The following is a 21,894-nucleotide window of genomic DNA, read 5'->3' as shown; positions in this document are numbered from 1 at the left end:
CTCCCAGCGGGGAGGAACTACCAGTCCCGCGCCATGGCCGGCAGGCGCTGGACGAGAAAGTCGATCCACGCCCTCGTCTTGGCGGCAGGTCGCCGCGTTCGGTGGGTTACCGCATGGATCGCGCCGAGATCGAGCAATTCAGCGCCGAGATCGAGTTCCACCAGCCGCCCGTCCGCGATCGCCCGGTCCACGAAGAAGCGCGGGCCGTAGGCGAGGCCCATCCCCGCAACCGCCGCCTGCGCCAGAACCTGACCGTTGTTGGCATGGAGCGCGCCGCGCACCGTCACCGCCCGGCTACCGTCGCGGCCGAAACCCCAACGCGTTGCCCCGGTCTCGTTGCCCAGCGTATAGCCGAGGCAATCGTGCTGTCCCAGATCGTCGATGGAACGCGGTGTGCCGCGCCGGGCGAGGTAGTCCGGCGAGGCGCAAACCGCCATGCGCACCGGAGCCAGCTTGCGCGCGACGAGGTTGCTGTCCGCCAGCCTGCCGATCCTCACGGCCACGTCCCAGCGCTCTTCCAGCAGATCGACCACTCGGTCGTTGAGGCCGAGTTCGACCGTCACGGCGGGATGGCGCGCGTGGAACTCGGTCACCAGATCGACGAGATAGGCGCCGCCGAAAGCCGCCGGACCGGAGACGCGCAGCAGACCCTCCACCGCCGCAGACTGGGCCATGGCCTCGGCATCGGCGTCCTCCAGTTCAGCCAGCACGCGCTCGGCCTTGTCGAGATAGGCCGCGCCCACTTCGGTCAGCGCCAGCCGCCGCGTCGTGCGATTCACCAAGGTCGCGCCCAGACGCTGCTCCAGCGCATTGAGGTGCTTGGCCGCCATGGCCGGCGACATCGAAAGATCGCGCGCCGCCGCCGAAAGCCCGCCGAGCCGGATCGCCTTCACGAAAATCTCGATGCCCTTGAGCCGGTCCATTCAACACCTCTGGTATGAAGTTATTCAACGAGAGGCATGATTATCACCGATAAGGCGAAGGTCTAGATCGGTTTTCGAAAGGAAGCCTCCCAATGACCTCGAAGACTTCAAGCACTGCCCCCACCGCTCCCTATGGCGCCCTCATCTTGCGCGTCGCGCTGGGCGTGCTGTTCCTCGCCCATTTCGCGCTCAAGCTGTTCGTCTTCACGCCTGCCGGAGCGGCCGGTTTCTTCGGCAGTCTCGGTCTGCCCCCGGCGCTGGCCTATGTGACGATGGCGGCGGAACTGCTTGGCGGCCTCGCGCTGATCCTCGGCATCTATGCCCGCGCCGTCGCGCTGGCCTTGATCCCGCTGCTGCTCGGCACCATCGTCATGGTCCACGGGACCAACGGCTTCTTCTTCGATTCCAAGGGCGGCGGCTGGGAATATCCTGCCTTCTGGTCGATCGCCCTCCTCGTCCTGGCCCTGATCGGCGACGGTGCCCACGCACTCGTCCCGACCCGGCGCAATTGAAGGAAAAACACACCATGACCCGCCAACCCAGCTTCTTCATCCCCCACGGCGGCGGTCCCTGCTTCTTCATGCCGGACCCGCAAGGCAACTGGACTTCGATGGCCGAGTTCCTGCGCAGCCTGCCCGAGCGCCTGCCCGAACCGCCCAAGGCGATCCTCGTGGTCTCGGGCCACTGGGAAACCGAAGGCTTCGCTTTCACCGGCGCCGACCGCCCGGACCTGCTGTTCGATTACTACGGCTTCCCGCAGCATACCTACGAGCTGCGCTTCGATGCTCCCGGCTCGCCTGCGCTGGCGGCGCGCGCCAGCCAGCTCCTGCGCGAGGCGGGCTTCGCCGCCGCGCCGGACCCGCAGCGCGGCTACGACCACGGGGTGTTCGTTCCGCTCAAGGTCGCCTGGCCCGAGGCAGATGTGCCGGTGGTGGAGATGTCGCTCGACCGCTCGCTCGATCCGGACCTGCACCGCGCCGCCGGACAGGCCCTTGCCCCGCTGCGCGACGAAGGCGTGCTGATCCTGGGGTCGGGCATGAGCTTCCACAACATGCGCGGCTACGGCAATCCGGCTTCGACCGAACCCTCGCTGGTCTTCGACGCGTGGCTCACAGAGGCCGCCGAAGCCGATGCCGAAGCCCGCGCCGAAGCGCTGGCGCAATGGGCCGAGGCCCCCGGCGGCCGCTTCTCCCACCCGCGCGAGGAACACCTGCTGCCGCTGATGGTGGTGGCGGGGACCGCGCAGGGGGCGGGAGAGAAGGTCTATTCGGACCTCGTGCTCAAGACGGCGATTTCGGCGTTTCGGTTCGATTGAAGAACAAAGGGGAAAGCAGGGGCCATCGCCCCTGCACCCCGGTACTGTCGAGGTCAGGCGCTACCTAGCCGTCGTGCGCCCATGGCTGCGTCGGGAGACTTACTGGCTGCGCCGCAAGGAGCGCACTACGGGGAAGTAGCGCGCAAGGTCGACATTCTGAGGGTCTGGGGGATCATCCCCCAGGACTTCTCTGTTCACCTTCAATGCAACAATTCACACCGATTCCGCCCACCCCGCTTGGCAGCGTAAAGCGGACCATCCGCCGCGGCCAGCCAGTCCTCAACCGTCGCAAGCCCTTCGTGCAACGGCGCGATCCCGAAGCTGGCCGTCACGCGAATGCTCGTACCTCCGGGAAGTGCAATATCGTGCTCCGCCAATGTCGCGCGGAAGCGTTCCACCGCCACGAGAGCGTCCGAAGGTTCGGTCTCCGGCAGCAGCACGGCGAACTCCTCTCCGCCCAGCCTGCCGAGGAAGTCGACCGGGCGGGTCGAGCCGACGACGGTGGCCGCCATCTCCCGCAGCACCGCGTCCCCGGCCGGGTGGCCATGCGTGTCGTTCACCTTCTTGAAGTGATCGAGGTCGATCAGCACCAGGCAGCTCGGGCGACCGTAGCGGCGGAAGCGGTCCATTTCCTGCCTCGCCTTGTCCACGAAGCCGCGCCGGGTGAGTGCTCCGGTCAGCTGGTCGCGCTCGGCTATGCGGCGCAGTTCCAGTTCGTTCATGACGATGCGCGCGAAATTGCCGAGGATGGCGACTTCGGCCTCGTTGAAATCACGCACCTTGTCGTCGATCGCGCAGAGCACGCCGACGTTGTAGCCCTCGGGCGTCAGCAACGGGATGCCAGCGTAGCTGCGCACGCCGGGGTCGGTAACGACGAAAGGGTTGTTCGCGAAGCGGGCGTCGAGCCGCGCATCGGAAATGAGGAACGGCGCGGTCTGCTGGATGGCGTGAGTGCAGAAGGAGACGTTGCGCGGGGTCTCTGCCACGTCCAGCCCGCTGCGGGCCTTGAACCATTGCCGGTCGGCATCGACCAGAGTGACTGCCGCCATCGGCACGCCCAGCACGGCGCGGACCAGCGAGACGACGTGCTCGAACGCTTGCTCCGGCTCGGTGTCCAGCACTTCGAGGTTGCGCAGCGCGGCAAGGCGGCCTTGCTCGTCGTTGAGGATGGTTTGGGGGAGCATCGAGCCCTTCCGACCGCGGCGCACCCGTAAAGGTGCGGCAAAGTTGATCCACTGACCGAGTCCCGGCGATCGACCCCACCGGTGCTCCGATCTCGAGCGTGAGCCGCGCACAAGGCGATCATGCCGATTCCCGGCTGCGGCTTCCTATCCACGTATACATCCCTAGAGCAGGATTAAATTCCTGAATACGCCCGTCGTCTCTCGTGGAATGCAATCTGCATCAATTTTAGAGAAGTCTAACGGCGCCCCGCTGGATTTTCAGGGATTTATCTCGATCGGCGTACCGTCCGGCACCGCCCCGTAAAGCGCCTCGATTTCCACGTTGGAAACGGCGATGCAGCCGTCCGTCCAATCGCCGGGGACACGACCTATCGGCAAGGCGTTGGGCTGGCCGTGGATCATGATCATCCCGCCTGCAGCGCGCCCACGCGCCTGCGCATAGGCGCGGTCTTCGGCATTGGGATAGGAGATATGGAGCGAGAGGTGATAGGCGCTTTTCGGATTGCCCCAATCGATCTCGTAGCGACCTTCGGGCGTACGCTCATCGCCTTCAAAGCGTTTGGGGCCGGTAGGCTCGTCGCCCAGCTGGATATGCGGGATGACATGGACGAGCCGATCGTCCGACCAGAGTTCCATCGTCCGCGCCGCCTTCTGCACGCGGATCAGGTCGATCTGGGGAAGCTTGAGGGGCGGTTCCGCCTGTGCGGCACCCACCCCCAGCAAAAGCAGAAGCGGCGCGAGAAATGTCCCGCGCCGCATTCGCTCAATCCTGGAAAGGATCGCGCACGAGGATGGTGTCCTCGCGCTCGGGGCTGGTCGAAACCAGCGCCACCGGGGTTTCGATCAGTTCCTGCACGCGCTGGATGTACTTGATCGCCTGGGCGGGCAGATCGGCCCAGGAACGGGCGCCTGCGGTGGTGCCCTGCCAGCCGTCCATTTCCTCGTAGATCGGCTCTACCTTCGCCTGGTCGGCGGCGTGGCTGGGGAAGTAGTCCAGCACCTTGCCGTTCAGACGGTAGCCGGTGCAGATCCGGACCTTCTCGAAGCCGTCGAGCACGTCGAGCTTGGTCAGCGCAATGCCGGTCACACCCGAGATCGCGCAGGATTGGCGGGTGAGCACCGCGTCGAACCAGCCGCAGCGGCGCTTGCGGCCGGTGACGGTGCCGAATTCATGACCACGCTCGCCGAGGCGCTGGCCGGTCTCGTCCTCCAGCTCGGTCGGGAACGGCCCGGAACCGACGCGGGTGGTGTAGGCCTTGACGATACCGAGCACGAAGCCCGTCGCGGCGGGGCCGAGGCCCGAACCCGAAGCCGCCGTGCCCGAAACCGTGTTCGAGCTGGTGACGAACGGATAAGTACCGTGATCGACATCGAGCAGCACGCCCTGCGCGCCTTCGAACAGGATGCGGGCGCCGGCCTTGCGAACCTTGTTCAGGCGCTTCCACACGGGCTGGGCGAACTGGAGCACGAACGGCGCGATCTCGCGCAGTTCCTCGATCAGTGCCTCGCGGTCGACCGGCGGCTGGCCGAAACCGGCACGCAGCGCGTCATGGTGGGCGCAGAGACGGTCGAGCTGGGCCTCCAGCGCATCGAGATGCGCCAGATCGCAGACGCGGATGGCGCGGCGGCCGACCTTGTCTTCATAAGCCGGGCCGATGCCGCGGCCGGTGGTGCCGATCTTGCCCGAACCGGCAGCCGATTCGCGCAGGCCGTCGAGGTCGCGGTGGAGCGGCAGGATCAGCGGGCAGTTGTCGGCAATCGCGAAGTTGTCGGGATTGATCTCGACGCCCTGGCCGCGAAGCTTCTCGACTTCGGACTTGAGGTGCCAGGGATCGAGCACGACACCGTTGCCGACGATCGACAGCGTGCCGGTGACGATGCCCGAAGGCAGCAGGCTCAGCTTGTAGACCTGGTCGCCGACGACCAGCGTGTGGCCGGCATTGTGGCCGCCCTGGAAACGGACGACGGCATCGGCGCGGCTGGCGAGCCAGTCGACGATCTTGCCCTTGCCCTCATCGCCCCACTGGGCACCGATCACGGTTACGTTGGCCATGGATATACTCCTCCACCCTGCCACGGTGGATCCAATAACGCCCTTCGACAGGACTCGGCGATATGGATTTGCGTTGGGGCAGAAGTGCCCCGGCTTTTCGCCCGCGCCCTAGTGGCAAGGCGCATGGCTCGTCAAGGGTAGACCCACTCCGTCGCCCCGGATCGCAGCCGGGACGACGCAAATGGATTATCAGAGCGCGACGGCCTCGCCGTCCACCAGCTTGTGCGAGCACCCGAGCGCGACCGGATCGTCGCTTTCGGAAAGCGCGGCCACGGTGGTCCAGCCGATCGCGCGCTGCTGTCCGGCCACGCGCGGGTCGTGGCCCAGCGGCAGGAACAGCTTGCGCTGCGCCTGCGGCTCGGCCGCCAGCAGGTCCACGAGCGGATCGGGATAGAGCGAGAAGCCCGTCGCCGATTCCGGATGGTGCCCGGTCTGGCCGAGAATGCGATAAGTGCCGCCGCGCCCGAGGCTGCCCGAGATGCCCTCGGCATAGATCGTGAAGCCGAACCACGACTGGTATTCGAAGCCGTGGCGTTCGGAGGGGTCGAGGGTGATGCGGGCCTTGTCGCCCACGCGCGCGGCGATCTCGCGCAAGCCCGCGATACGGCTGGCGAGCGCGCCGCCAACGTCGAAGGCGGCAAGACGCTCGATAGCGCTGGCAAAGGGGCCGACGGCGTAGAGCAACGGCAGATAAAGCTCGCCGCCCACGTCCACCAGACCGCCCGCATCCTTGGCGTCGAGCATCTGGCGCACGGCCTCGATCCTCCCTTCCGGGAGCGGCAGCGCCTCTTCCGAGAGCGTATCGACGAGATCGGGCATGGTGAAGTCCACCGAAATCCCGGTCGCCCCGGCGGCACGCAGCGCCTCGATCGCCAGTTCGACGATCTCGGCGGCGGCGGCGACCGAATCGGTGCCGATCAGCTCGGCGCCGAGCTGGAGGCGTTCGCGGCGCGGATCGAGGCCGTCACCCTTGATGGTGCAAACCTGCCCCGAATAGGACAACCGCAGCGGACGCGGCGCTTCGGCCAGGCCGGTAGCCGCGATACGGGCGATTTGCGCGGTCATGTCCGAGCGCAGCGCCAGCATCCGCATGGAAACGGGATCGACGAAGCGGAACATGCGCCGCACCTGTACGCCCGCCATGCGATGCGCGAGCGCCTTCTCGAATTCGATCAGCGGCGTTTCGACGCGCTCATAGCCATGGCTCGCCAGCACGTCATGCGCCATGCGGCGCACCTGTTGCGAGGCCGAGGCCTGCTGAGGAAGACGGTCGCCCAGTCCTTCGGGCAAGAGATCGCGGTCGTTGTCCTGCATGATGGTGGCGCCCTTAACCGCACGGGCGGCAAATGTCGAACGCCACCTGCGGCTATCCGGGCTTGCGCCGCTCGAAAGCGAAAGCCTGCGACAATTTGCGTGAAATTTCCTGTCAACAACCATCGGTCATCAGGCTATCCCGCCCTGATCGTCTGGCGGGACGAGACAACCAGTTACAGCCCATTTCCTGCATGGGCCGGACCCGCCAGGCATGCGTCGCGCTCGAAGCGCGTGGCCGCCTTGCGCCCAGCCCTGCGAACAACGGTCGAGGTCCATGCGCAAGATTTCCCTGCTTCTCCTGCCCCTGTTGCTGCTCCAGACGCCCGTCCATGCCCAGATGGGTGACGACATGGGCGGAATGGGAGGCGGAGGAATGGGCAGCGGCGGGGGCATGAGCCGTCCCGGTGGCGGCGGTCCTCCCGGCGGGCCGGGCGGTGGCGGCAAGCCCCGCATGCCCAAGCCGATCTCCCGCGCACACTACGACAAGATCGTCACCGCCATGTTCCGCGATGCCGACACCAACCGTGACGGACTGGTGACGCTGGAGGAATTCCACGCCCTCGTGAGCGCCCGGCGCGATGCGGCGATCAAGGCGCGCTTCGCCAAAGTCGACGCCAATGGCGACGGCTCGATCTCGATCGCGGAGTTCATCGCCTGGCAGCAGCAGATGGGCTCGGTCGCCATCGACGAGCGCGGTGCGCTGGGCGATCGCGCCGGGCAAGTGCTCGAAGTGGTCGCGCCCGATTTCGGCAAGGATGACGACGACCGCATGTTGGCCGACCTGATCGAACCCATCTCCGGTACGCTCATCGCCAAGGCCAATATTAACTACGACGCCGGTGTCTCGCTGGAGGAACTGCTCGCCTACGAAGGCGCGAAGTTCGATGCCGCCGATACGGACAAGGACGGCTACCTCTCGATGCAGGAACAGCGCCCGAAGGACGGCGGACGCGAGGGAATGCCCGGTCGCGGCGGGATGCGCCCGATGGGACCGCCTCCTTCGGGGCAGTAGGAAGCTTCGCGCCACCTCACTCCGCTCATCCTGAGCCTGTCGAAGGATGCTGACCAAGCGCCTCGCCCGCGGGGCCTTCGACAAGCTCAGGCTGAGCGGAGTTGGCAGGTGCAAGCTGAACATGGGCCTTGATTGATAAAGCCAAACCCAACCTCGCTCAGCCTGAGCTTGTCAAAGGCGTCTCCCCAGAACGGAAAAGGGGCCGGCACCCGAAGGCACCGGCCCCTTCCGTTGGGAGCTGTAATCCGTCAGATCAGACGAACTTGAGCGCCTTGACCGTCTTCACGCCCGGAAGCGAATTGGCCGCCTTGAGCACGTCTTCCGACACGGCATTGTCGACCGAGAGCAGCAGCACGGCTTCACCGCCGGTGTCGCGGCGACCCAGGTTGAAGGTGCCGATGTTGATCGCGTTCTCGCCCAGCAGGGTGCCGATGCGGCCGATGAAGCCCGGCGCGTCCTCGTTGACGATGTACATCATGTCGCCGGCGAGTTCCGCTTCGACCTTGATGCCGAACATCTCGACCAGACGCGGCTCGCGGTTGTTGAACAGCGTGCCCGCCACCGAACGCTCGCCCGCTTCGGTCTTCACCGAGACGCGGATCAGCGTGTGGTAGTCGCCCTCGCGCTCGGTCTTCACTTCGCGCACTTCAAGGCCGCGTTCCTTGGCGAGGAACGGCGCATTGACCATGTTCACGGTGTCCGACTGGACGCGCATGAAACCGGCCAGCACGGCGGCGGTGATCGGCTTCTGGTTCAGTTCGGCAGCAGCGCCCTCGACGTGGATCGAGATGCGGGGAACCGAATCGCGGGTCAGCTGGCCGACCATCGAGCCCAGCATTTCGGCGAGCTTCATGTAGGGCTTCAGCTTCGGGGCTTCTTCAGCCGAAAGCGAGGGCATGTTGAGCGCGTTGGTAACGCCGCCGTTGACCAGGAAGTCGGCCAGCTGCTCGGCAACCTGAAGCGCCACGTTGACCTGCGCTTCGGTGGTCGATGCGCCAAGGTGCGGGGTGCAGATGAAGTTCGGCGTGCCGAACAGCGGCGAGTCCTTGGCGGGCTCGGTCTGGAACACGTCGAGCGCGGCACCGGCGACATGGCCGTTGTCGAGCATGGTCTTCAGCGCGGCTTCGTCGATCAACCCGCCACGCGCGCAGTTGACGATGCGGACGCCCTTCTTGGTCTTGGCCAGGTTCTCGGCCGAGAGGATGTTGCGGGTCTGGTCGGTCAGCGGCGTGTGCAGGGTGATGAAGTCCGCCTTGTCGAGCAAGGTGTCGAGATCGGCCTTCTCCACGCCCATTTCTACGGCGCGTTCCGGGGTGAGGAACGGGTCGAACGCGACGACCTTCATCTTCAGGCCCAGCGCGCGGCTGGCGACGATCGAGCCGATGTTGCCGGCGCCGATCAGGCCGAGTGTCTTGCCGGTGACTTCAACGCCCATGAAGCCGTTCTTCGGCCACAGGCCCTGCTGGGTCTGGGCATTGGCTTCGGGGATCTGGCGGGCCAGCGCGAAGATCATCGCGATGGCGTGTTCGGCGGTGGTGATCGAGTTGCCGAACGGCGTGTTCATCACGACGACGCCCTGGGCCGAAGCGGCCGGGATATCGACGTTGTCGACGCCGATACCGGCGCGGCCGATCACCTTCAGGTTCTTCGCGGCGGCGAGGATTTCCTTGGTGACCTTGGTCGACGAACGGATCGCGAGGCCGTCATAATCGCCGATGCGGGCGATCAGCTGCTCGGGGGTCTCGCCGGTGATGACGTCTACGTCGCAGCCACGAATCTCGAAGATACGGGCGGCGTTGGGGTCCATCTTGTCCGAAATGAGGACGCGGGGCTTGGTCATGGAATTATTCCTTCACTCGTCATCCCAGCGCACGCTGGGATCGCAGGCCGCAAGCGCGGCGCTCGGTTGAAAGCGGTCCCAGCTTTCGCTGGGACGACGTTGAAAATCAGGCGGCAGCCTTGACGGTCGCGTAGGCCCAGTCGAGCCACGGTCCCAGCGCCTCGACGTCGGCGGTGTCGACGGTCGCGCCGCACCAGATGCGCAGGCCCGGAGGGGCATCGCGGTATCCGGCGACGTCGTAGGCGGCGCCTTCCTTTTCGAGGAGCGCTGCAAACTTCTTGATGAAGTCGGCATCGGCGCCCTCGACCGAGAGGCAAACCGAGGTCTTGGAGCGGGTGCCGCTGTCGATTGCCAGATGCGAAAGCCAGTCACGGTCGGCTACGATCTTGTCCAGCGCGTGGGCATTGGCGTTCGAGCGGGCCTTCAGCCCTTCGAGACCGCCCAGACCCTTGGCCCATTCCAGAGCGAAAATCGCGTCTTCGACCGCAAGCATCGAGGGGGTGTTGATGGTTTCGCCCTTGAACACGCCCTCTGCCAGCTTGCCCTTCGAGACAAGGCGGAACACCTTGGGAAGCGGCCAGCTGGGGGTGTAGTTCTCAAGACGCTCGACCGCACGGGGGCCGAGGATCAGGACGCCGTGGCCGCCCTCGCCGCCCAGAACCTTCTGCCAGGAGAAGGTGGCAACGTCGATCTTGGACCAGTCGATGTCGTAGGCGAAGACCGCCGAAGTGGCGTCTGCGAAGGACAGGCCTTCACGGTCGGCCGGAATCCAGTTGGCGTCCGGAACGCGCACGCCCGAAGTGGTGCCGTTCCAGGTGAAGAGCACGTCGTCGGACCAGTCGATCTTGTCGAGGTCGGGCAGCTGGCCGTAGTCGGCGCGGAACACGGTGGGTTCCAGCTTGAGCTGCTTGACGGCGTCGGTAACCCAGCCCTCACCGAAGCTTTCCCAGGCCAGCGCGGTCACGCCGCGGGCGCCGAGCATGGTCCACATGGCCATCTCGAAGGCGCCGGTGTCCGAACCGGGGACGATACCGATGCGATGCGTGTCGGGCAGCTGCAGAACTTCGCGCATCAGATCGATGCAATACGCAAGGCGCGTCTTGCCGATCTTGGCGCGGTGCGAGCGGCCGAGTGCTTCGGTGTTCAGTTTTTCGGGGGCATATCCGGGCGGCTTGGCGCAGGGACCGGACGAGAAGTGCGGACGCGCAGGCTTGCGGGTCGGAAGAGCAACAGGCGCTTCCGCGCCTTGGGGAAGCGTAATACCATCAGTCATTTCTGACTCTCCTTACAGAGAGCACGCGCGGCGTTGGGACCGCGTGGCCCGGAGCCGCATCTAAAGAGGCCGGGAAATTTGTCAAACGATTCTCCGACCCCTTGCGACAGATCGTTTCCCGATTTCGTCGTTTCGCAGCCGCTCGCTGCGCAAATCGCCCGGAAATCCGCACGTTCGATATCCGGTGGAAAACTGCGCTCGCGCGATTCCAGCTTAGCCCTGCCATGGGTAAGGTCCGGTTCACCCAAGGCCCGGATGCTTGAGCCGGATGATGAAACTCCGCCCCCGCCTGCACAGACTGCTGTTCACCCTGCCGTTCGTCGCCATTCTGAGCGGTTGCATCGATCGTTCGGAGCCTTCACGCGGACGCGGCTCCCGGCCCTCCGCCCAGTCGCGCCCCGCCGCACCGCCGGTATCACGCGACTTGCGCCAGTGCATGGCGACGCTCGATGCGCAGAACGCCGTGTTCACGCCGGTAGCGGACAAGTACTACGGAAACGGCTGCTCCACGCTGGGCACGGTGAAGCTCTCGGCGCTCAATACCGACCGTGCCACGGTATCCGTCACCAACCTCGGCCCGGTGACCTGCACGACGGCGACGCCCTTCGCCGCCTGGGCGCGCTACGGCGTGGACCGTGCGGCGCAGCAGATCCTCGGCAGCCGCATTCTATCCATCGAGACTTACGGCAGCTACAATTGCCGCAACATCGCAGGCTCCACGCGGCGCTCGGGCCATGCCACCGCCAATGCCATCGACGTTTCCGGCTTCGTGCTGGCCGACGGGCGCCGCATCAGTGTCCTGAACGATTGGAGCAATGGCACCCCCGCCGAACGCCGCTTCCTGCGCGTCATCCACGAAAGCGCCTGCAAACGCTTCGGCACAACGCTCGGCCCCGACTACAACGAAGCCCACCGGAACCACTTGCACTTGGAAGCAAGCGGTTCGAGTTTCTGCCGGTAGAAAAACATTCATACAATGTCTTCCCGACCGGCAGAATTGGCAACGGTTCAGAACAATTTATAAGCGGTCATTTTCGTATTCTGGACGGTCAGAAGCAGATTTCCAGGCGTAATCGCCAACTTTCCACCCGTGGGAGCAGACCAGACGACTTTATGGCCATCGCTTTTAAGGTCGATAGCCCAAGTCTGGCCATCCGTGGATACGAAAGCATGTCTACCAGCAACAACGACATTGCCCGTAAAGGCATCAGAGGTCGGCAGTGGCGTTGACCATTTTATCGAGCCGCTTTCGGCATCAATTGCGGATAAAACGTGTGCATCGCTGCGTACTGCATAGATAGTGCCATTCGCATAAGCGAAAGCAGTATTGTATTGGGCCGTGCTCTTCCACCCCACCGTTCCTGCAGTCGTGTCAAAGGACATAATATTACTCGGAGTTGCAAATCCGCGATCAGAGGAAAACAGGAAGACCTTGCCCTTACCGTCAAGCACCGGTGCACTTTGCCAAGAGTATCCTCCCCATGACCAATCTGGATCGGCAATACTGCGTACGATTACTCCAGTGTTGCGATCGATTACATCAAGCGCCGTTCCAGAATAGTAATAAACAAATTGACCATCCACGGCTGGAGATTGACCATCCCAGATTTTCCCACCACTACCATTGACGTCCCATCGTTTAGCGCCAGCTATAGGGTCGAAAGCATATACTACGTTACCGTAATAACCCGAGGCTAGATAAACCGAATGGGAAAATGGGACAGGCTGATTGAATGACGACCACTGAGAAGCAAAATGCATCTGTTGTTTGAATGCACCGGTCGCGAGATCGAACACCCATTGCGGATTCGATCCGCTTGAACTCTCCATGGACGTGACATGAACCAACCCGCCAGCAACTGCCGGGCCGCTCACATATGACTGTGAACCAAGGTCATATTTCCACTTTTCCGTACCATCTGCGGTACTCAAAGCGCGTACCAAGGTCGGGTACGACGTACCCTGCTGTTCCACCATCGTCACAAGTACTGTGTCGGCAGTGGCAGCAGGCGGAAACAACCGGTTGCCTGTGACCTCCCAGACTTTGGTAAAGTTTGCGACATCGTAATTCGCAGCGACATAGCCGGTATGAGCACCGTTTCGCTGGAAAGTCCCCCAATCTTCGAGACGGACATCGAGATTGACGGTGAATGTCTTGGTCGATCCCGGATAAACCCCCGTGCAATTCGCATCGGTGCACAGCCGGAACGTCACCTCGGTCGCGGTCTTGCCGCCGGCCGGAAGATCTACGGTCTTGAAGTCTACACCGTAGCTAGACCCATTACCCGCCGGATTGCCTGCGAGTGCAAACCGTCGATCCTTAAACTGTACATCCGCAAAGACCGTGCCCGACGGTGTTCCGGTATAATTGGCAGTAACGCTGAAAGTCGCACTACCGCCTTCTTGGACGATGACGTCCACGGAAGGAGCTGAAAGCGTTACATTCAAAGTGGAAATCGTAGGCGTAGAGCCGGAACTGTTATCATCGCCGCCACACGCAGCCAGCGTAAGCGCGCCGAACACCACGGCGCCCAGATGCGCAAACTTCATTGAAACCCCCGTTACAACCGCCGAGAACGGCGATGCCGTAACGGCATGGCGATCCAACGCTTTGGTTGCAACTGTTTAATTAGGGCATTCTCATTATATTCTAATACGATAGACGTGCCATTCCCTTGAGTAATGAAAGGTCGAAGCGATCACTCGCCCCGACCCAGCCCTTGTCGCGAGTTTCGATCTGCTTAAAACGGCAATTTGTAGAACCGCACCGCGTTGTCCTGAAGCACCTTCTTCTGCACCGCATAGTCATAGCCCCCCAGCACGTTCTTGATGTGCTCCTGCACGCCCGGATAAAGCGAAGTGGGGTGCGGGAAATCGGTTTCGAACATCACATTGTCCACGCCGATGGTTTCCAGCAGCAGCTTGGGCGCCACCTTCTCGAACCAGAAGGTGCACATGAAGTGATCGCGGAAGTAATCCCAGGGCTGCTTCTTCAGCACCCCCCGCTTGCTGGGCAGCATTTCCTGGAACTGGTGCTCCAGCGCCTCGACCGCGAAGGGCACCCAGCCCATGCCGCTTTCGATCAGGCCGATCTTGAGGTTCGGGTGCCGATCCAGACGGCCCGATACCATCCAGTTGCCCAGCGTCGCCGCGTTGCCGATCGAGAACATCGTCGCGACGACCGACAGTGTCTGTTCGAAGCCGAAGCCCTCCCAGGTCAGCGTGTTCGGGTCGATCGCGGCGTTGAGGTGGAAGTTGAGCGGGATGCCTTCCGCATCGATCATCTCGAGGAACGGCGTCCAGTAATCATGGTTGAAGCTGGGCACGCCCACGCGCTCCGGCGTGTCGGGCAGTACGAAGCCGCGCAGGCCCATGTCGATGCAGCGGCGGGCCTCCTTCTCCAGTTCCGCTTTGTCCCAGAACGGTAGGTGCGCCATCGGGAACAGGCGCTCGCCCGATTCTCGCTGCCAGTCCGCATTGAAATCGTTGTAGATCTTCATGATCTGCACGGCGAGATCGTTGTCACCCAGCGTCATCAGCATGCCTGCCTGGGTGATGCCGGAGTTCTGGAAGCAGATCTGGGCGTAGATGCCCATGTCGTCCATCGCCTGAAGGCGCGGGGCGATTTCGTGGCCGCCCGCGTGGGCCTCTTCCAGCGTCGGGAAGGCGAGGCGGCCGAGCAACTTGTTGTTGTCCTTGCGGATGACGTTGCCGCCCAGCGTGCCACAGTTGCGATCGCCGATGTACCAGCGGTCCACCCCGTCGCCATCGCGCTTCACATAGGGCATCCTGTCCTTCATCCCGGCCGGAGCGCGGTCGGTGAAGAGCCTCGGCGGTTCGACGATATGGGTGTCGGTATCGACGATCTTGATGCCTTCCAGCGACGGGTCGAGCCCGCCCGACTGGGTCGCATAGTCCACCTCGCGGATCACGCCGCCCTTGGTGTATCCCTCGGCGGACCAGTACTTGCGCGCCGAGTCCTTCATTTCCCTGGTGTCGCCATCTGCCATGGCCTGTCTCCCAAATAACGATTGGGACTCATGTCGCAACCTATGGGGGCGCAATCAATCGAAGAGGCCAACGCCGAAGCGATGAATGGCAGAAGCACACGACGGAAAGGTCGCGCGCAGGGCAGAGTTCCGGGGGATCATCCCCCGGAACTTCCTTTTCGTCGTCAGACCTTGGCCGGAGCGAGCTTCGGGCTCAACACATGCACCACGGCCAGCGCCACCAGATAGGCACTCGCACAAATCGCGAAGAGCACTTCGTAGCTATGCGTCGCATCGAGGATGTAGCCTGCGAAGAGCGCCATGCCCATGCCGCCGAAAGCGCCGACCGTACCGCCGATTCCGACGACCGAGCCAACCGCGCCGCGCGGAAACACGTCCGAGGGCAGTGTGTAGAGATTGGCCGAAAACGCCTGGTGCGCCGCCGTGGCGAGACCGATGACGAGCACGGCCGACCAGACGCTGTCGATGCTCTGCGCAAACCAGATCGGCAGGACGCAGAATGCGCAGATCAGCATCGTGATCTTGCGGGCGAAGTTGGGGGTCCTGCCGGCCTTGATAAGCTTCGAGGATAGCCAGCCGCCACCCACGCTGCCGAGGTCGGAGATCAGGTAGATTCCCGCAAGCGGCAGGCCGAAAGTCTTGAGGTCGAGATCGTAGCGCTCGAACAGGTAACCCGGCAGCCAGAACAGGAAGAACCACCAGATCGGATCGATCAGGAACTTGCCGAGGGCAAAGGCCCAGGTTTCCTTGACCGTGAGCAGTTGCATCCAGCCGATCTTCTCCACCGGGTCGGCCGGGTCCTGCTGAATCCAGGCGAGTTCGCCGCGCGTGACGCGGCCGTGCTCGGTCGGATGGCGGTACATCGCCCACCAGGCGACCAGCCAGACGATGCCGAAAATGCCGGTGACGAAGAACGCCATGCGCCAATCGAACCAGAGCACCAGCAGCGGCACGATCAGCGGTGTCAGGATCGCGCCGACATTGGCACCCGCGTTGAACAGGCCGATCGCGAAGGCGCGTTCCTTCTGCGGGAACCAGTCGGTCACCGCGCGGATACCGGCGGGGAAGTTGCCCGATTCGCCGATGCCCAGACCGAAGCGAGCCATCGCGAACGAGGTCACGCCGCTGGCGAAACCGTGCGCCATGTGGCTGATGGTCCAGATCACCAGCGCAATGGCATAGCCCACCCGCGCGCCCAGCACGTCCACCACTTTGCCGAATGAGAGGTAGCCGATGGCGTAAGCGAGCTGGAACCAGAAGACGATCCCCGCGAAGTCGGATTCGGTCCAGTGAAACTCGGCTTCCAGCGTGGGCTTGAGCACGCCGATCATCTGCCGGTCGACGTAGTTGATCGCCGTCGCCGCAAAGAGCAACGCGACGATCACCCAGCGATAGCGCCCGACGGTGGGATGAATGGCGGTCGCGTGGGTTACCGCCGTTTCAATCGGAGGGCTTTCGGTGATTTCCCCGGCACCTGCGTTCATCTGATCCTGCTCCCTTTTCGGCGGCACCGTTTTCGGGCCTGCCGATCGATCTCTCCCAGGCGGTCTACGCCGCCACGATCCTGCAACCCAGGCTGCCATGCCCTTCGAAATGGGCCAGCACTTCCTGCCCCGGTACCACCGGATGGACTCCGGTGACTGCGCCGGTCGAAACCCAGGTGCCGCCGCTGCAATCGATGCCGCGAGCGGAAAGGTTCGCCAGCAGGAAGCGCACTGCTCCCAGCGGACCGTCCAGCATGGTCGCGGTCGTCGCCGAGGCGATCTCCACGCCCTCGATTTCGAAGCGGACAGTGATGGTCTCGAAGGCGGCGCTTTCCCAGCCCTCCAGCACCGGACCGACCACCAGACCGGCATTGTTGCCGAAGTCGGAAACGGTCACCGGCGGCCCGTCGGCATTGATGCCGGGATAAGGCGAACTGGCAACCTCGATACCGATGTGCACGGCATCCAGCACCTTGCGGGTCGCTGCATCGTCGGCCGGGATCACGCCGTCCCAGCCGGGCGCGACATGGAGGAGGAATTCCGCTTCCGCCGCCGCGAAGCCCCTGGCGAAGACCGGCATTTCCGGCGCCTCGCCCGCCGCTGCAGTGACCACGCTGTCCGTGAAGATAGGGCCGGACAGGCGATCGGCACCGAGCCGGGCATCTTCGGGCGCGTTGATCCTGCCCACTTTCCAACCCGCGATCGTACGCCCGTCGATCCCGATGGCCAGATCCTGGATGGTATAGGCTGCAGCAAGGTCCGCAGGCGCTTCGCCGGGGTACGTGATCAGGGCGCGTTTTTCGCGCCGCGCCGCCACGAAGGCACCCGCAACCGTGCGCGCCTTTTCGTGAAACGCCTGTTCGTTGGAGTTCATCCCCATCCCTTCGTTGTTCTTGTCGTGTGGTTAAAGGAAACCGGTGTCATTGGCAAATCAAAAGCGGTCTAATCGCTTATCATCCAGCGTTATCAGAGCGTTACGCCTCGCTTCCAGACGGCGATGGCGCGCTGGCCGCCGCGCTCCGAAGCGGTCGGTTCACCGCTGGCGATCGCGCAGATCTTCCGGAGGAACGCAGCGTCGGCCACCTCCTGCCCTTCCTCCAGCGCGATCGAGGCGTCGAAGTCGATCCAGTGCGGCTTGGCCTCGGACAGGCGGCGGTTGGAAGCGACTTTCACGGTCGGCACCGGAAAGCCCAGCGGCGTGCCCCGCCCGGTAGTGAACAGCACGAGCGTCGCGCCCGAGGCCGCCAGTGCGGTGGAGGACACCGCATCGTTGCCCGGCGCTTCCAGCAAGGTGACGCCGGGAACGCTTGCCTGCCCGCCATAGTCGATGACATCGGCCAGCGGCGCCGTGCCCGCCTTCTGCACCGCGCCGAGCGACTTTTCCTCCAGCGTAGTGATCCCGCCCGCAAGATTGCCTGGCGAGGGGTTTTCCGAAACCGGCAGGCCCTGATCGAGGTAATAGCGTTTGAAACGGTTCACCAGCCCTGCCGCCGCCTCGAACACCTCGCGCGAGGTCGCGCGGTCGAGCAAAGCCTGTTCGGCACCGAAAATTTCGGGAATTTCGGTGAGGATGGCCTTGCCCCCCGCCTCCGCCATCGCTTCCGACAGGCGCCCGAGCAGGGGGTTCGCGGTGAGCCCCGAAAACCCGTCCGAACCGCCGCACTTGAGGCCGATGGTGAGCGCCGAGAGCGGCAGTTCGCTGCGTTCGACCTTCGCCGCTTCCGCCACGAGTTCGTCGACGAGCACGCCCGCTTCCTCGATCTCGTTGCCCGCCGACTGGCTGGAAAGCATCCGCAGCTTGGAGCGCGCCCAGACCGGCACCGCCGCTACCAGAGCGTCCAGCTGGTTCGATTCGCAGCCGAGGCCCAGCAGCAGCACGCCCGCCGCATTGGGACTGGCCGCCAGACCCGCGAGCAGCGCGCGGGTGCCGTCGAGATCGTCGCCAAGTTGCGAGCAACCGTGCGGATGGGCGAAGGCATGGATGCCGTCGATCTTTCCCGCCGCGATCAGGCCGCCGTGGCGCCCCTGCGCCTCGCGCGCGACCTGTTCGGCGGTCATGCCGACACATCCGACCGTGGGCAGTATCCAGATCTCGTTGCGAGTCGCCGCACGGCCATCGGCCCGCAGATAGCCGCGCCAGGTCAGGTCGGTATCCGGCCTTGCGGCATGACCCGCACCTTCGCCCAGATGCGGCGAATAGGCGAGTTCGCCCGCCAGCGCGGTCGCGACATTGTGGGTATGGACATGGCTTCCCGCCGGGATCGCGCGGGTCGCGCGGCCGATCGGCTGGCCGTACTTCACCACCGTATCCCCCTCGGCAATATCGGCGAGCGCGAACTTGTGCCCTTGCCCCACTTCGTCCCGCAGGCTCACGCCCTCGGCGATCTCGCCGACAACGAGCGGACGCAAGGCGACGGCCACGGTGTCGCGGGGGTGGATACGAATCGAAGCGGGAATTTCAAAGGGCATCGTCTGACCGGAGCTAGCGCGAAATTGAGGACTTCCATCATATGGAAACCGGTGTCATCTTGCCTTTCCGCACGCAGGAAGGCAAGCGGCTCAGAACATATCAGGCGAAACCGCGTGGCGGGGCCGTCAAAAGGGGCAAGGATGCCGGACGAAACCAAACGCGACACCAAGCCGACCATCAACGATGTCGCGCGCCTTTCCGGCGTGTCCAAGAAGACCGTCAGCCGCGTCATCAACAAGTCGCCCCTGCTCGGCCAGGCCACGCGCGAGAAGGTCGAGGCGGTGATCGCGGAGATCGGCTACGTGCCCAATCCGCAGGCCCGTGCGCTTGCCCTGCGCCGCAATTTCCTGATCGGGCTGATCCACGACAACCCGAACGCACAGATGGTGCTCGGCGTGCAGGAGGGTATCCTGGATGCCATTCGCGACACCGAGTTCGCCCTCGTCGTGCGCCCGGTCGACCGCCATTCGCCGACGATGCTCGACGATATCCGCCGCTTCATCGAGCAGCAGCAGCTCTACGGCGTGCTGCTGCTGCCGCCGATTTCCGAGAACGATGGACTGGCCGAAGTCTGCCGCGATCTGGGCTGCACTCTGGTGCGCATGGGTTCGGCCCGGCTCGATGACGATAACCACCTCGTCGCCTCGAACGACCGCCATGCCGTGAAGGAAGCGGTGTCCTGGCTGACCAGCCTCGGCCATCGCCGCATCGGCTTCATCGCCGGCCCGGAGGGCTTCCGCTCCGCCCACGAGCGCGAGTTGGGCTTCATCGACGGTCTCGCCTCGGCGGGCCTCAAGCGCGACCCCGCCCTGTCCGAACGCGGGAACTACCGCTTCGAATCGGGCCTTGCCGCCGGGGAACGCCTGCTCTCCGCCGAGCCGCGTCCCACCGCGATCTTTTCCAGCAACGACGAGATGGCGGCCGGCGTGCTTCACGCCGCCCGCGCCAAGGGCATTTCCGTGCCCGAGCAACTCTCGATCATCGGTTTCGACGATACCGCCATTGCCGCGCATATCTGGCCGCCGCTGACCACCGTGCGCTGGCCGATCCTGCCGATGGCGACCGCCGCCGCGCACAAGCTGATCGATCCCGGCGGCGCTTCCGAGCAGCCCTCGCTGTTCCTGTCGGACCTCGTGCGCCGCGCATCCGTGGCGCCGCCCGAACGCGCATCCTGATCGCCTGCCGGGGGGACATGGGGACAAACGCGCTTGACCAATCATTGACACCGGTTACCATGACCGGATAAGACTTGACCTGAAGCGCAATAGCGTCCCACCATACGGAACTGAATTCCACAAGGGAGAGATACCCCGTGTTCTGCAAGACCTACCACGCCACCCATCCCGACATGATGGAGTGCGTCTCCAACGAGGAACTGCGTGATCGCTACCTCGTCGGCGGCATGTTCGAGGACGGCAAGGTCAACCTCAATTACTCGCACAACGAACGCTTCGTGATCGGCGGCGCGGTGCCCTCGCAGGGTCCGCTCAAGCTGCCCGCGCAGACCGAACCCAAGAGCGCCGAGGGCCATCCCTTCCTCGAACGCCGTGAAGCGGGGATCATCAACATCGGCGGCCCCGGTGCGATCACGGTCGACGGCCAGCGCTTCGAGATGCAGAACAAGGAATGCCTCTACTTGCCGATGGGCACCGACGAGGTGATCTTCGAAGGCGAGACCGCGCGCTACTACATCGCCTCGGTTCCCGCCCACAAGGCCTGCCCGATCAAGCACATCACGCTGGAGCAGGCCAACCCGCTGGCCCGTGGCGACCTCGCCAATTCGAACCAGCGCACGATCTACCAGCTCGTCATCCCCGGCGTCTGCGAGAGCGCGCAGCTGTTGCTCGGCCTCACCGTCCTGGAGGAAGGCTCGGTCTGGAACACCATGCCGCCGCATCTCCACGACCGCCGCAGCGAAATCTACCTCTACTTCGACCTGCCCGAAGAGAACGACCGCATCTTCCACTACATGGGCGAGCCGGACCAGATGCGCCACATCGTGATCGCCAACGAGGAAGCGGTCATCAGCCCGCCCTGGTCGATCCACATGGGCTCGGGCACCAAGAAGTACGCCTTCATTTGGGCCATGGGCGGCGAAAACCTCGACTATACCGACCTCAACGTGCTGGACATCTGCCAGCTTCAGTAAGGGCTGGCCCTGCTTCCCGACAGCACGGGGAGCGCGTGGGCGAAGCGGTCTGCAGACGGCTTCGCCACGCTCGCAATGACGAGATTTGGGACAGGACGGAACTAATGGCGATTTCCTTCAGCCTCGAAGGCAAGGCCGCGCTCGTGACGGGCGCCAATACCGGGATCGGGCAGGCCATTGCCGTGGCGCTTGCCGAAGCAGGTGCCGACGTCGCCCTAGCGGGCCGCAGCGAACCGACCGAGACTCTCGCCCTGATCGCGGCAACCGGACGCAAGGCGGTGAACATCAAGGCCGACCTCTCCTCGATCGAACCCGTCGGCCGGGTGATCGACGAGGCGGTGGCAGGCCTTGGCAAAGTGGACATCCTCGTCAACAATGCCGGAATCATCCGCCGCGACGACCTGCTCCAGTTCTCCGAAGCGGACTGGGACGCGGTGATCGACACCAACCTCAAGACCCTGTTCTTTCTCAGCCAGGCCGCGGCGAAGGGCATGGTCGAAAGGGGCGCCGGAAAGATCGTCAACATCGCCTCGCTGCTCACCTTCCAGGGCGGCATCCGCGTGCCCAGCTATGCGGCGGCGAAGTCGGGCGTGGGCGGCGTGACCAAGGCCATGGCCAACGAGCTTGCCGCCAAGGGCGTGCAGGTGAACGCCATCGCGCCGGGCTACATCTCCACCAACAACACCGCAGCCCTGCAAGGCGACGAGACCCGCAACCGCCAGATCCTGGAACGCATCCCGACCGGACGCTGGGGCGACCCCAAGGATATTGCCGGTGCTGCCGTGTTCCTGGCTTCCCCGGCTTCGGATTATGTTAGCGGTCACATTCTAGCCGTCGACGGCGGCTGGCTGGCTCGCTAAGACCGAT

Annotated in this window: 19 protein-coding genes; 7 read left to right on the top strand and 12 right to left on the bottom strand. The window is 64.2% G+C overall.

Annotated elements, in window-relative coordinates:
* Positions 1 to 17 precede the first annotated feature (17 nt).
* Complete coding sequence (locus AC4D6D_RS05220; RefSeq protein WP_491326789.1) at positions 18 to 923, bottom strand: LysR family transcriptional regulator; 906 nt, start codon at positions 921 to 923, stop codon at positions 18 to 20.
* Between the two features lie 92 nt (positions 924 to 1,015).
* On the opposite strand from AC4D6D_RS05220, the gene AC4D6D_RS05215 reads away from it, so the two are divergent.
* Both AC4D6D_RS05215 and AC4D6D_RS05210 read left to right on the top strand, forming a co-directional pair.
* The gene (locus AC4D6D_RS05215; RefSeq protein WP_491326788.1) at positions 1,016 to 1,435 is read left to right on the top strand and encodes a DoxX family protein; all 420 of its coding nucleotides are present in this window, start codon (positions 1,016 to 1,018) and stop codon (positions 1,433 to 1,435) included.
* 14 nt (positions 1,436 to 1,449) lie between these two features.
* Positions 1,450 to 2,238 (top strand): DODA-type extradiol aromatic ring-opening family dioxygenase, encoded by a 789-nt coding sequence (locus AC4D6D_RS05210; RefSeq protein WP_491326787.1) that lies wholly within the window; start codon positions 1,450 to 1,452, stop codon positions 2,236 to 2,238.
* Positions 2,239 to 2,438: 200 nt separating this feature from the next.
* Here the strand turns inward: AC4D6D_RS05210 and AC4D6D_RS05205 are convergent, their stop codons facing one another.
* The 4 genes from AC4D6D_RS05205 to AC4D6D_RS05190 all read right to left on the bottom strand — a co-directional run bounded on the left by AC4D6D_RS05205 (position 2,439) and on the right by AC4D6D_RS05190 (position 6,789).
* Positions 2,439 to 3,422: a GGDEF domain-containing protein gene (locus AC4D6D_RS05205; RefSeq protein ID WP_491326786.1), complete on the bottom strand. Its 984-nt coding sequence runs from the start codon at positions 3,420 to 3,422 to the stop codon at positions 2,439 to 2,441.
* A gap of 258 nt (positions 3,423 to 3,680) precedes the next feature.
* A complete protein-coding gene (locus tag AC4D6D_RS05200; protein WP_491326785.1) occupies positions 3,681 to 4,181 on the bottom strand; it encodes a L,D-transpeptidase family protein in 501 nt (166 codons plus the stop codon).
* A 4-nt stretch (positions 4,182 to 4,185) separates the two neighbouring features.
* Complete coding sequence (locus AC4D6D_RS05195; protein ID WP_491326784.1) at positions 4,186 to 5,475, bottom strand: adenylosuccinate synthase; 1,290 nt, start codon at positions 5,473 to 5,475, stop codon at positions 4,186 to 4,188.
* A 189-nt stretch (positions 5,476 to 5,664) separates the two neighbouring features.
* The gene (locus AC4D6D_RS05190; protein WP_491326783.1) at positions 5,665 to 6,789 is read right to left on the bottom strand and encodes an ATP phosphoribosyltransferase regulatory subunit; all 1,125 of its coding nucleotides are present in this window, start codon (positions 6,787 to 6,789) and stop codon (positions 5,665 to 5,667) included.
* A 274-nt stretch (positions 6,790 to 7,063) separates the two neighbouring features.
* Here AC4D6D_RS05190 and AC4D6D_RS05185 point away from each other — a divergent pair, with 274 nt between their 5' ends.
* Positions 7,064 to 7,801 (top strand): EF-hand domain-containing protein, encoded by a 738-nt coding sequence (locus tag AC4D6D_RS05185; RefSeq protein WP_491326782.1) that lies wholly within the window; start codon positions 7,064 to 7,066, stop codon positions 7,799 to 7,801.
* A 253-nt stretch (positions 7,802 to 8,054) separates the two neighbouring features.
* On the opposite strand, the gene serA is transcribed toward AC4D6D_RS05185, so the two are convergent.
* Together serA and AC4D6D_RS05175 are read right to left on the bottom strand one after the other, a co-directional pair.
* Positions 8,055 to 9,641: a phosphoglycerate dehydrogenase gene (gene serA, locus AC4D6D_RS05180; RefSeq protein ID WP_491326781.1), complete on the bottom strand. Its 1,587-nt coding sequence runs from the start codon at positions 9,639 to 9,641 to the stop codon at positions 8,055 to 8,057.
* A gap of 106 nt (positions 9,642 to 9,747) precedes the next feature.
* Positions 9,748 to 10,914, bottom strand: a complete 1,167-nt coding sequence (locus AC4D6D_RS05175) for a phosphoserine transaminase (RefSeq protein ID WP_491326780.1) — start codon at positions 10,912 to 10,914, stop codon at positions 9,748 to 9,750.
* 271 nt (positions 10,915 to 11,185) lie between these two features.
* Here AC4D6D_RS05175 and AC4D6D_RS05170 point away from each other — a divergent pair, with 271 nt between their 5' ends.
* Positions 11,186 to 11,875, top strand: coding sequence for an extensin-like domain-containing protein (locus AC4D6D_RS05170; protein WP_491327208.1), 690 nt, complete (start codon positions 11,186 to 11,188; stop codon positions 11,873 to 11,875).
* 47 nt (positions 11,876 to 11,922) lie between these two features.
* Here the strand turns inward: AC4D6D_RS05170 and AC4D6D_RS05165 are convergent, their stop codons facing one another.
* The 5 genes from AC4D6D_RS05165 to AC4D6D_RS05145 all read right to left on the bottom strand — a co-directional run bounded on the left by AC4D6D_RS05165 (position 11,923) and on the right by AC4D6D_RS05145 (position 18,877).
* Positions 11,923 to 13,521 (bottom strand): outer membrane protein assembly factor BamB family protein, encoded by a 1,599-nt coding sequence (locus AC4D6D_RS05165; protein ID WP_491326779.1) that lies wholly within the window; start codon positions 13,519 to 13,521, stop codon positions 11,923 to 11,925.
* A 134-nt stretch (positions 13,522 to 13,655) separates the two neighbouring features.
* Positions 13,656 to 14,924, bottom strand: a complete 1,269-nt coding sequence (locus AC4D6D_RS05160; protein ID WP_491326778.1) for an amidohydrolase family protein — start codon at positions 14,922 to 14,924, stop codon at positions 13,656 to 13,658.
* 164 nt (positions 14,925 to 15,088) lie between these two features.
* Positions 15,089 to 16,369 (bottom strand): MFS transporter, encoded by a 1,281-nt coding sequence (locus AC4D6D_RS05155; protein WP_491327207.1) that lies wholly within the window; start codon positions 16,367 to 16,369, stop codon positions 15,089 to 15,091.
* Between the two features lie 103 nt (positions 16,370 to 16,472).
* Positions 16,473 to 17,288 (bottom strand): 2-keto-4-pentenoate hydratase, encoded by an 816-nt coding sequence (locus tag AC4D6D_RS05150; protein ID WP_491326777.1) that lies wholly within the window; start codon positions 17,286 to 17,288, stop codon positions 16,473 to 16,475.
* An 86-nt stretch (positions 17,289 to 17,374) separates the two neighbouring features.
* Positions 17,375 to 18,877 carry a UxaA family hydrolase gene (locus AC4D6D_RS05145; RefSeq protein WP_491326776.1) on the bottom strand — a complete coding sequence of 501 codons (1,503 nt, stop codon included), beginning with the start codon at positions 18,875 to 18,877 and terminating at the stop codon, positions 17,375 to 17,377.
* Between the two features lie 141 nt (positions 18,878 to 19,018).
* Between AC4D6D_RS05145 and AC4D6D_RS05140 the strand changes: the two genes are divergently transcribed.
* The 3 genes from AC4D6D_RS05140 (at position 19,019) to kduD (ending at position 21,887) form a co-directional block, all read left to right on the top strand.
* Positions 19,019 to 20,053, top strand: coding sequence for a LacI family DNA-binding transcriptional regulator (locus AC4D6D_RS05140; protein WP_491326775.1), 1,035 nt, complete (start codon positions 19,019 to 19,021; stop codon positions 20,051 to 20,053).
* A 137-nt stretch (positions 20,054 to 20,190) separates the two neighbouring features.
* Positions 20,191 to 21,027 carry a 5-dehydro-4-deoxy-D-glucuronate isomerase gene (gene kduI, locus AC4D6D_RS05135; protein ID WP_147218575.1) on the top strand — a complete coding sequence of 279 codons (837 nt, stop codon included), beginning with the start codon at positions 20,191 to 20,193 and terminating at the stop codon, positions 21,025 to 21,027.
* A 104-nt stretch (positions 21,028 to 21,131) separates the two neighbouring features.
* Positions 21,132 to 21,887: a 2-dehydro-3-deoxy-D-gluconate 5-dehydrogenase KduD gene (gene kduD / locus AC4D6D_RS05130; RefSeq protein WP_491326774.1), complete on the top strand. Its 756-nt coding sequence runs from the start codon at positions 21,132 to 21,134 to the stop codon at positions 21,885 to 21,887.
* The last annotated feature ends 7 nt before the right edge of the window (positions 21,888 to 21,894 follow it).

The organism is Novosphingobium sp. BF6, assembly GCF_058273105.1.
The sequence above is the reverse complement of the archived record's forward strand: the minus strand, read 5'-3'. Positions and strand labels throughout refer to the sequence as shown.

Bases quoted from the DNA above. Each gene is read 5' to 3' on its own strand.
- AC4D6D_RS05220 (WP_491326789.1), bottom strand. From the start codon at position 923: ATGGACCGGCTCAAGGGCATCGAGATTTTCGTGAAGGCGATCCGGCTC.
- AC4D6D_RS05215 (WP_491326788.1), top strand. From the start codon at position 1,016: ATGACCTCGAAGACTTCAAGCACTGCCCCCACCGCTCCCTATGGCGCC.
- AC4D6D_RS05160 (WP_491326778.1), bottom strand. From the start codon at position 14,924: ATGGCAGATGGCGACACCAGGGAAATGAAGGACTCGGCGCGCAAGTAC.
- AC4D6D_RS05190 (WP_491326783.1), bottom strand. From the start codon at position 6,789: ATGCAGGACAACGACCGCGATCTCTTGCCCGAAGGACTGGGCGACCGT.
- kduD (WP_491326774.1), top strand. From the start codon at position 21,132: ATGGCGATTTCCTTCAGCCTCGAAGGCAAGGCCGCGCTCGTGACGGGC.
- AC4D6D_RS05185 (WP_491326782.1), top strand. From the start codon at position 7,064: ATGCGCAAGATTTCCCTGCTTCTCCTGCCCCTGTTGCTGCTCCAGACG.
- AC4D6D_RS05205 (WP_491326786.1), bottom strand. From the start codon at position 3,422: ATGCTCCCCCAAACCATCCTCAACGACGAGCAAGGCCGCCTTGCCGCG.
- AC4D6D_RS05200 (WP_491326785.1), bottom strand. From the start codon at position 4,181: ATGCGGCGCGGGACATTTCTCGCGCCGCTTCTGCTTTTGCTGGGGGTG.
- AC4D6D_RS05210 (WP_491326787.1), top strand. From the start codon at position 1,450: ATGACCCGCCAACCCAGCTTCTTCATCCCCCACGGCGGCGGTCCCTGC.
- AC4D6D_RS05150 (WP_491326777.1), bottom strand. From the start codon at position 17,288: ATGGGGATGAACTCCAACGAACAGGCGTTTCACGAAAAGGCGCGCACG.
- AC4D6D_RS05175 (WP_491326780.1), bottom strand. From the start codon at position 10,914: ATGACTGATGGTATTACGCTTCCCCAAGGCGCGGAAGCGCCTGTTGCT.
- serA (WP_491326781.1), bottom strand. From the start codon at position 9,641: ATGACCAAGCCCCGCGTCCTCATTTCGGACAAGATGGACCCCAACGCC.
- AC4D6D_RS05170 (WP_491327208.1), top strand. From the start codon at position 11,186: ATGAAACTCCGCCCCCGCCTGCACAGACTGCTGTTCACCCTGCCGTTC.
- AC4D6D_RS05140 (WP_491326775.1), top strand. From the start codon at position 19,019: ATGCCGGACGAAACCAAACGCGACACCAAGCCGACCATCAACGATGTC.
- AC4D6D_RS05195 (WP_491326784.1), bottom strand. From the start codon at position 5,475: ATGGCCAACGTAACCGTGATCGGTGCCCAGTGGGGCGATGAGGGCAAG.
- AC4D6D_RS05145 (WP_491326776.1), bottom strand. From the start codon at position 18,877: ATGCCCTTTGAAATTCCCGCTTCGATTCGTATCCACCCCCGCGACACC.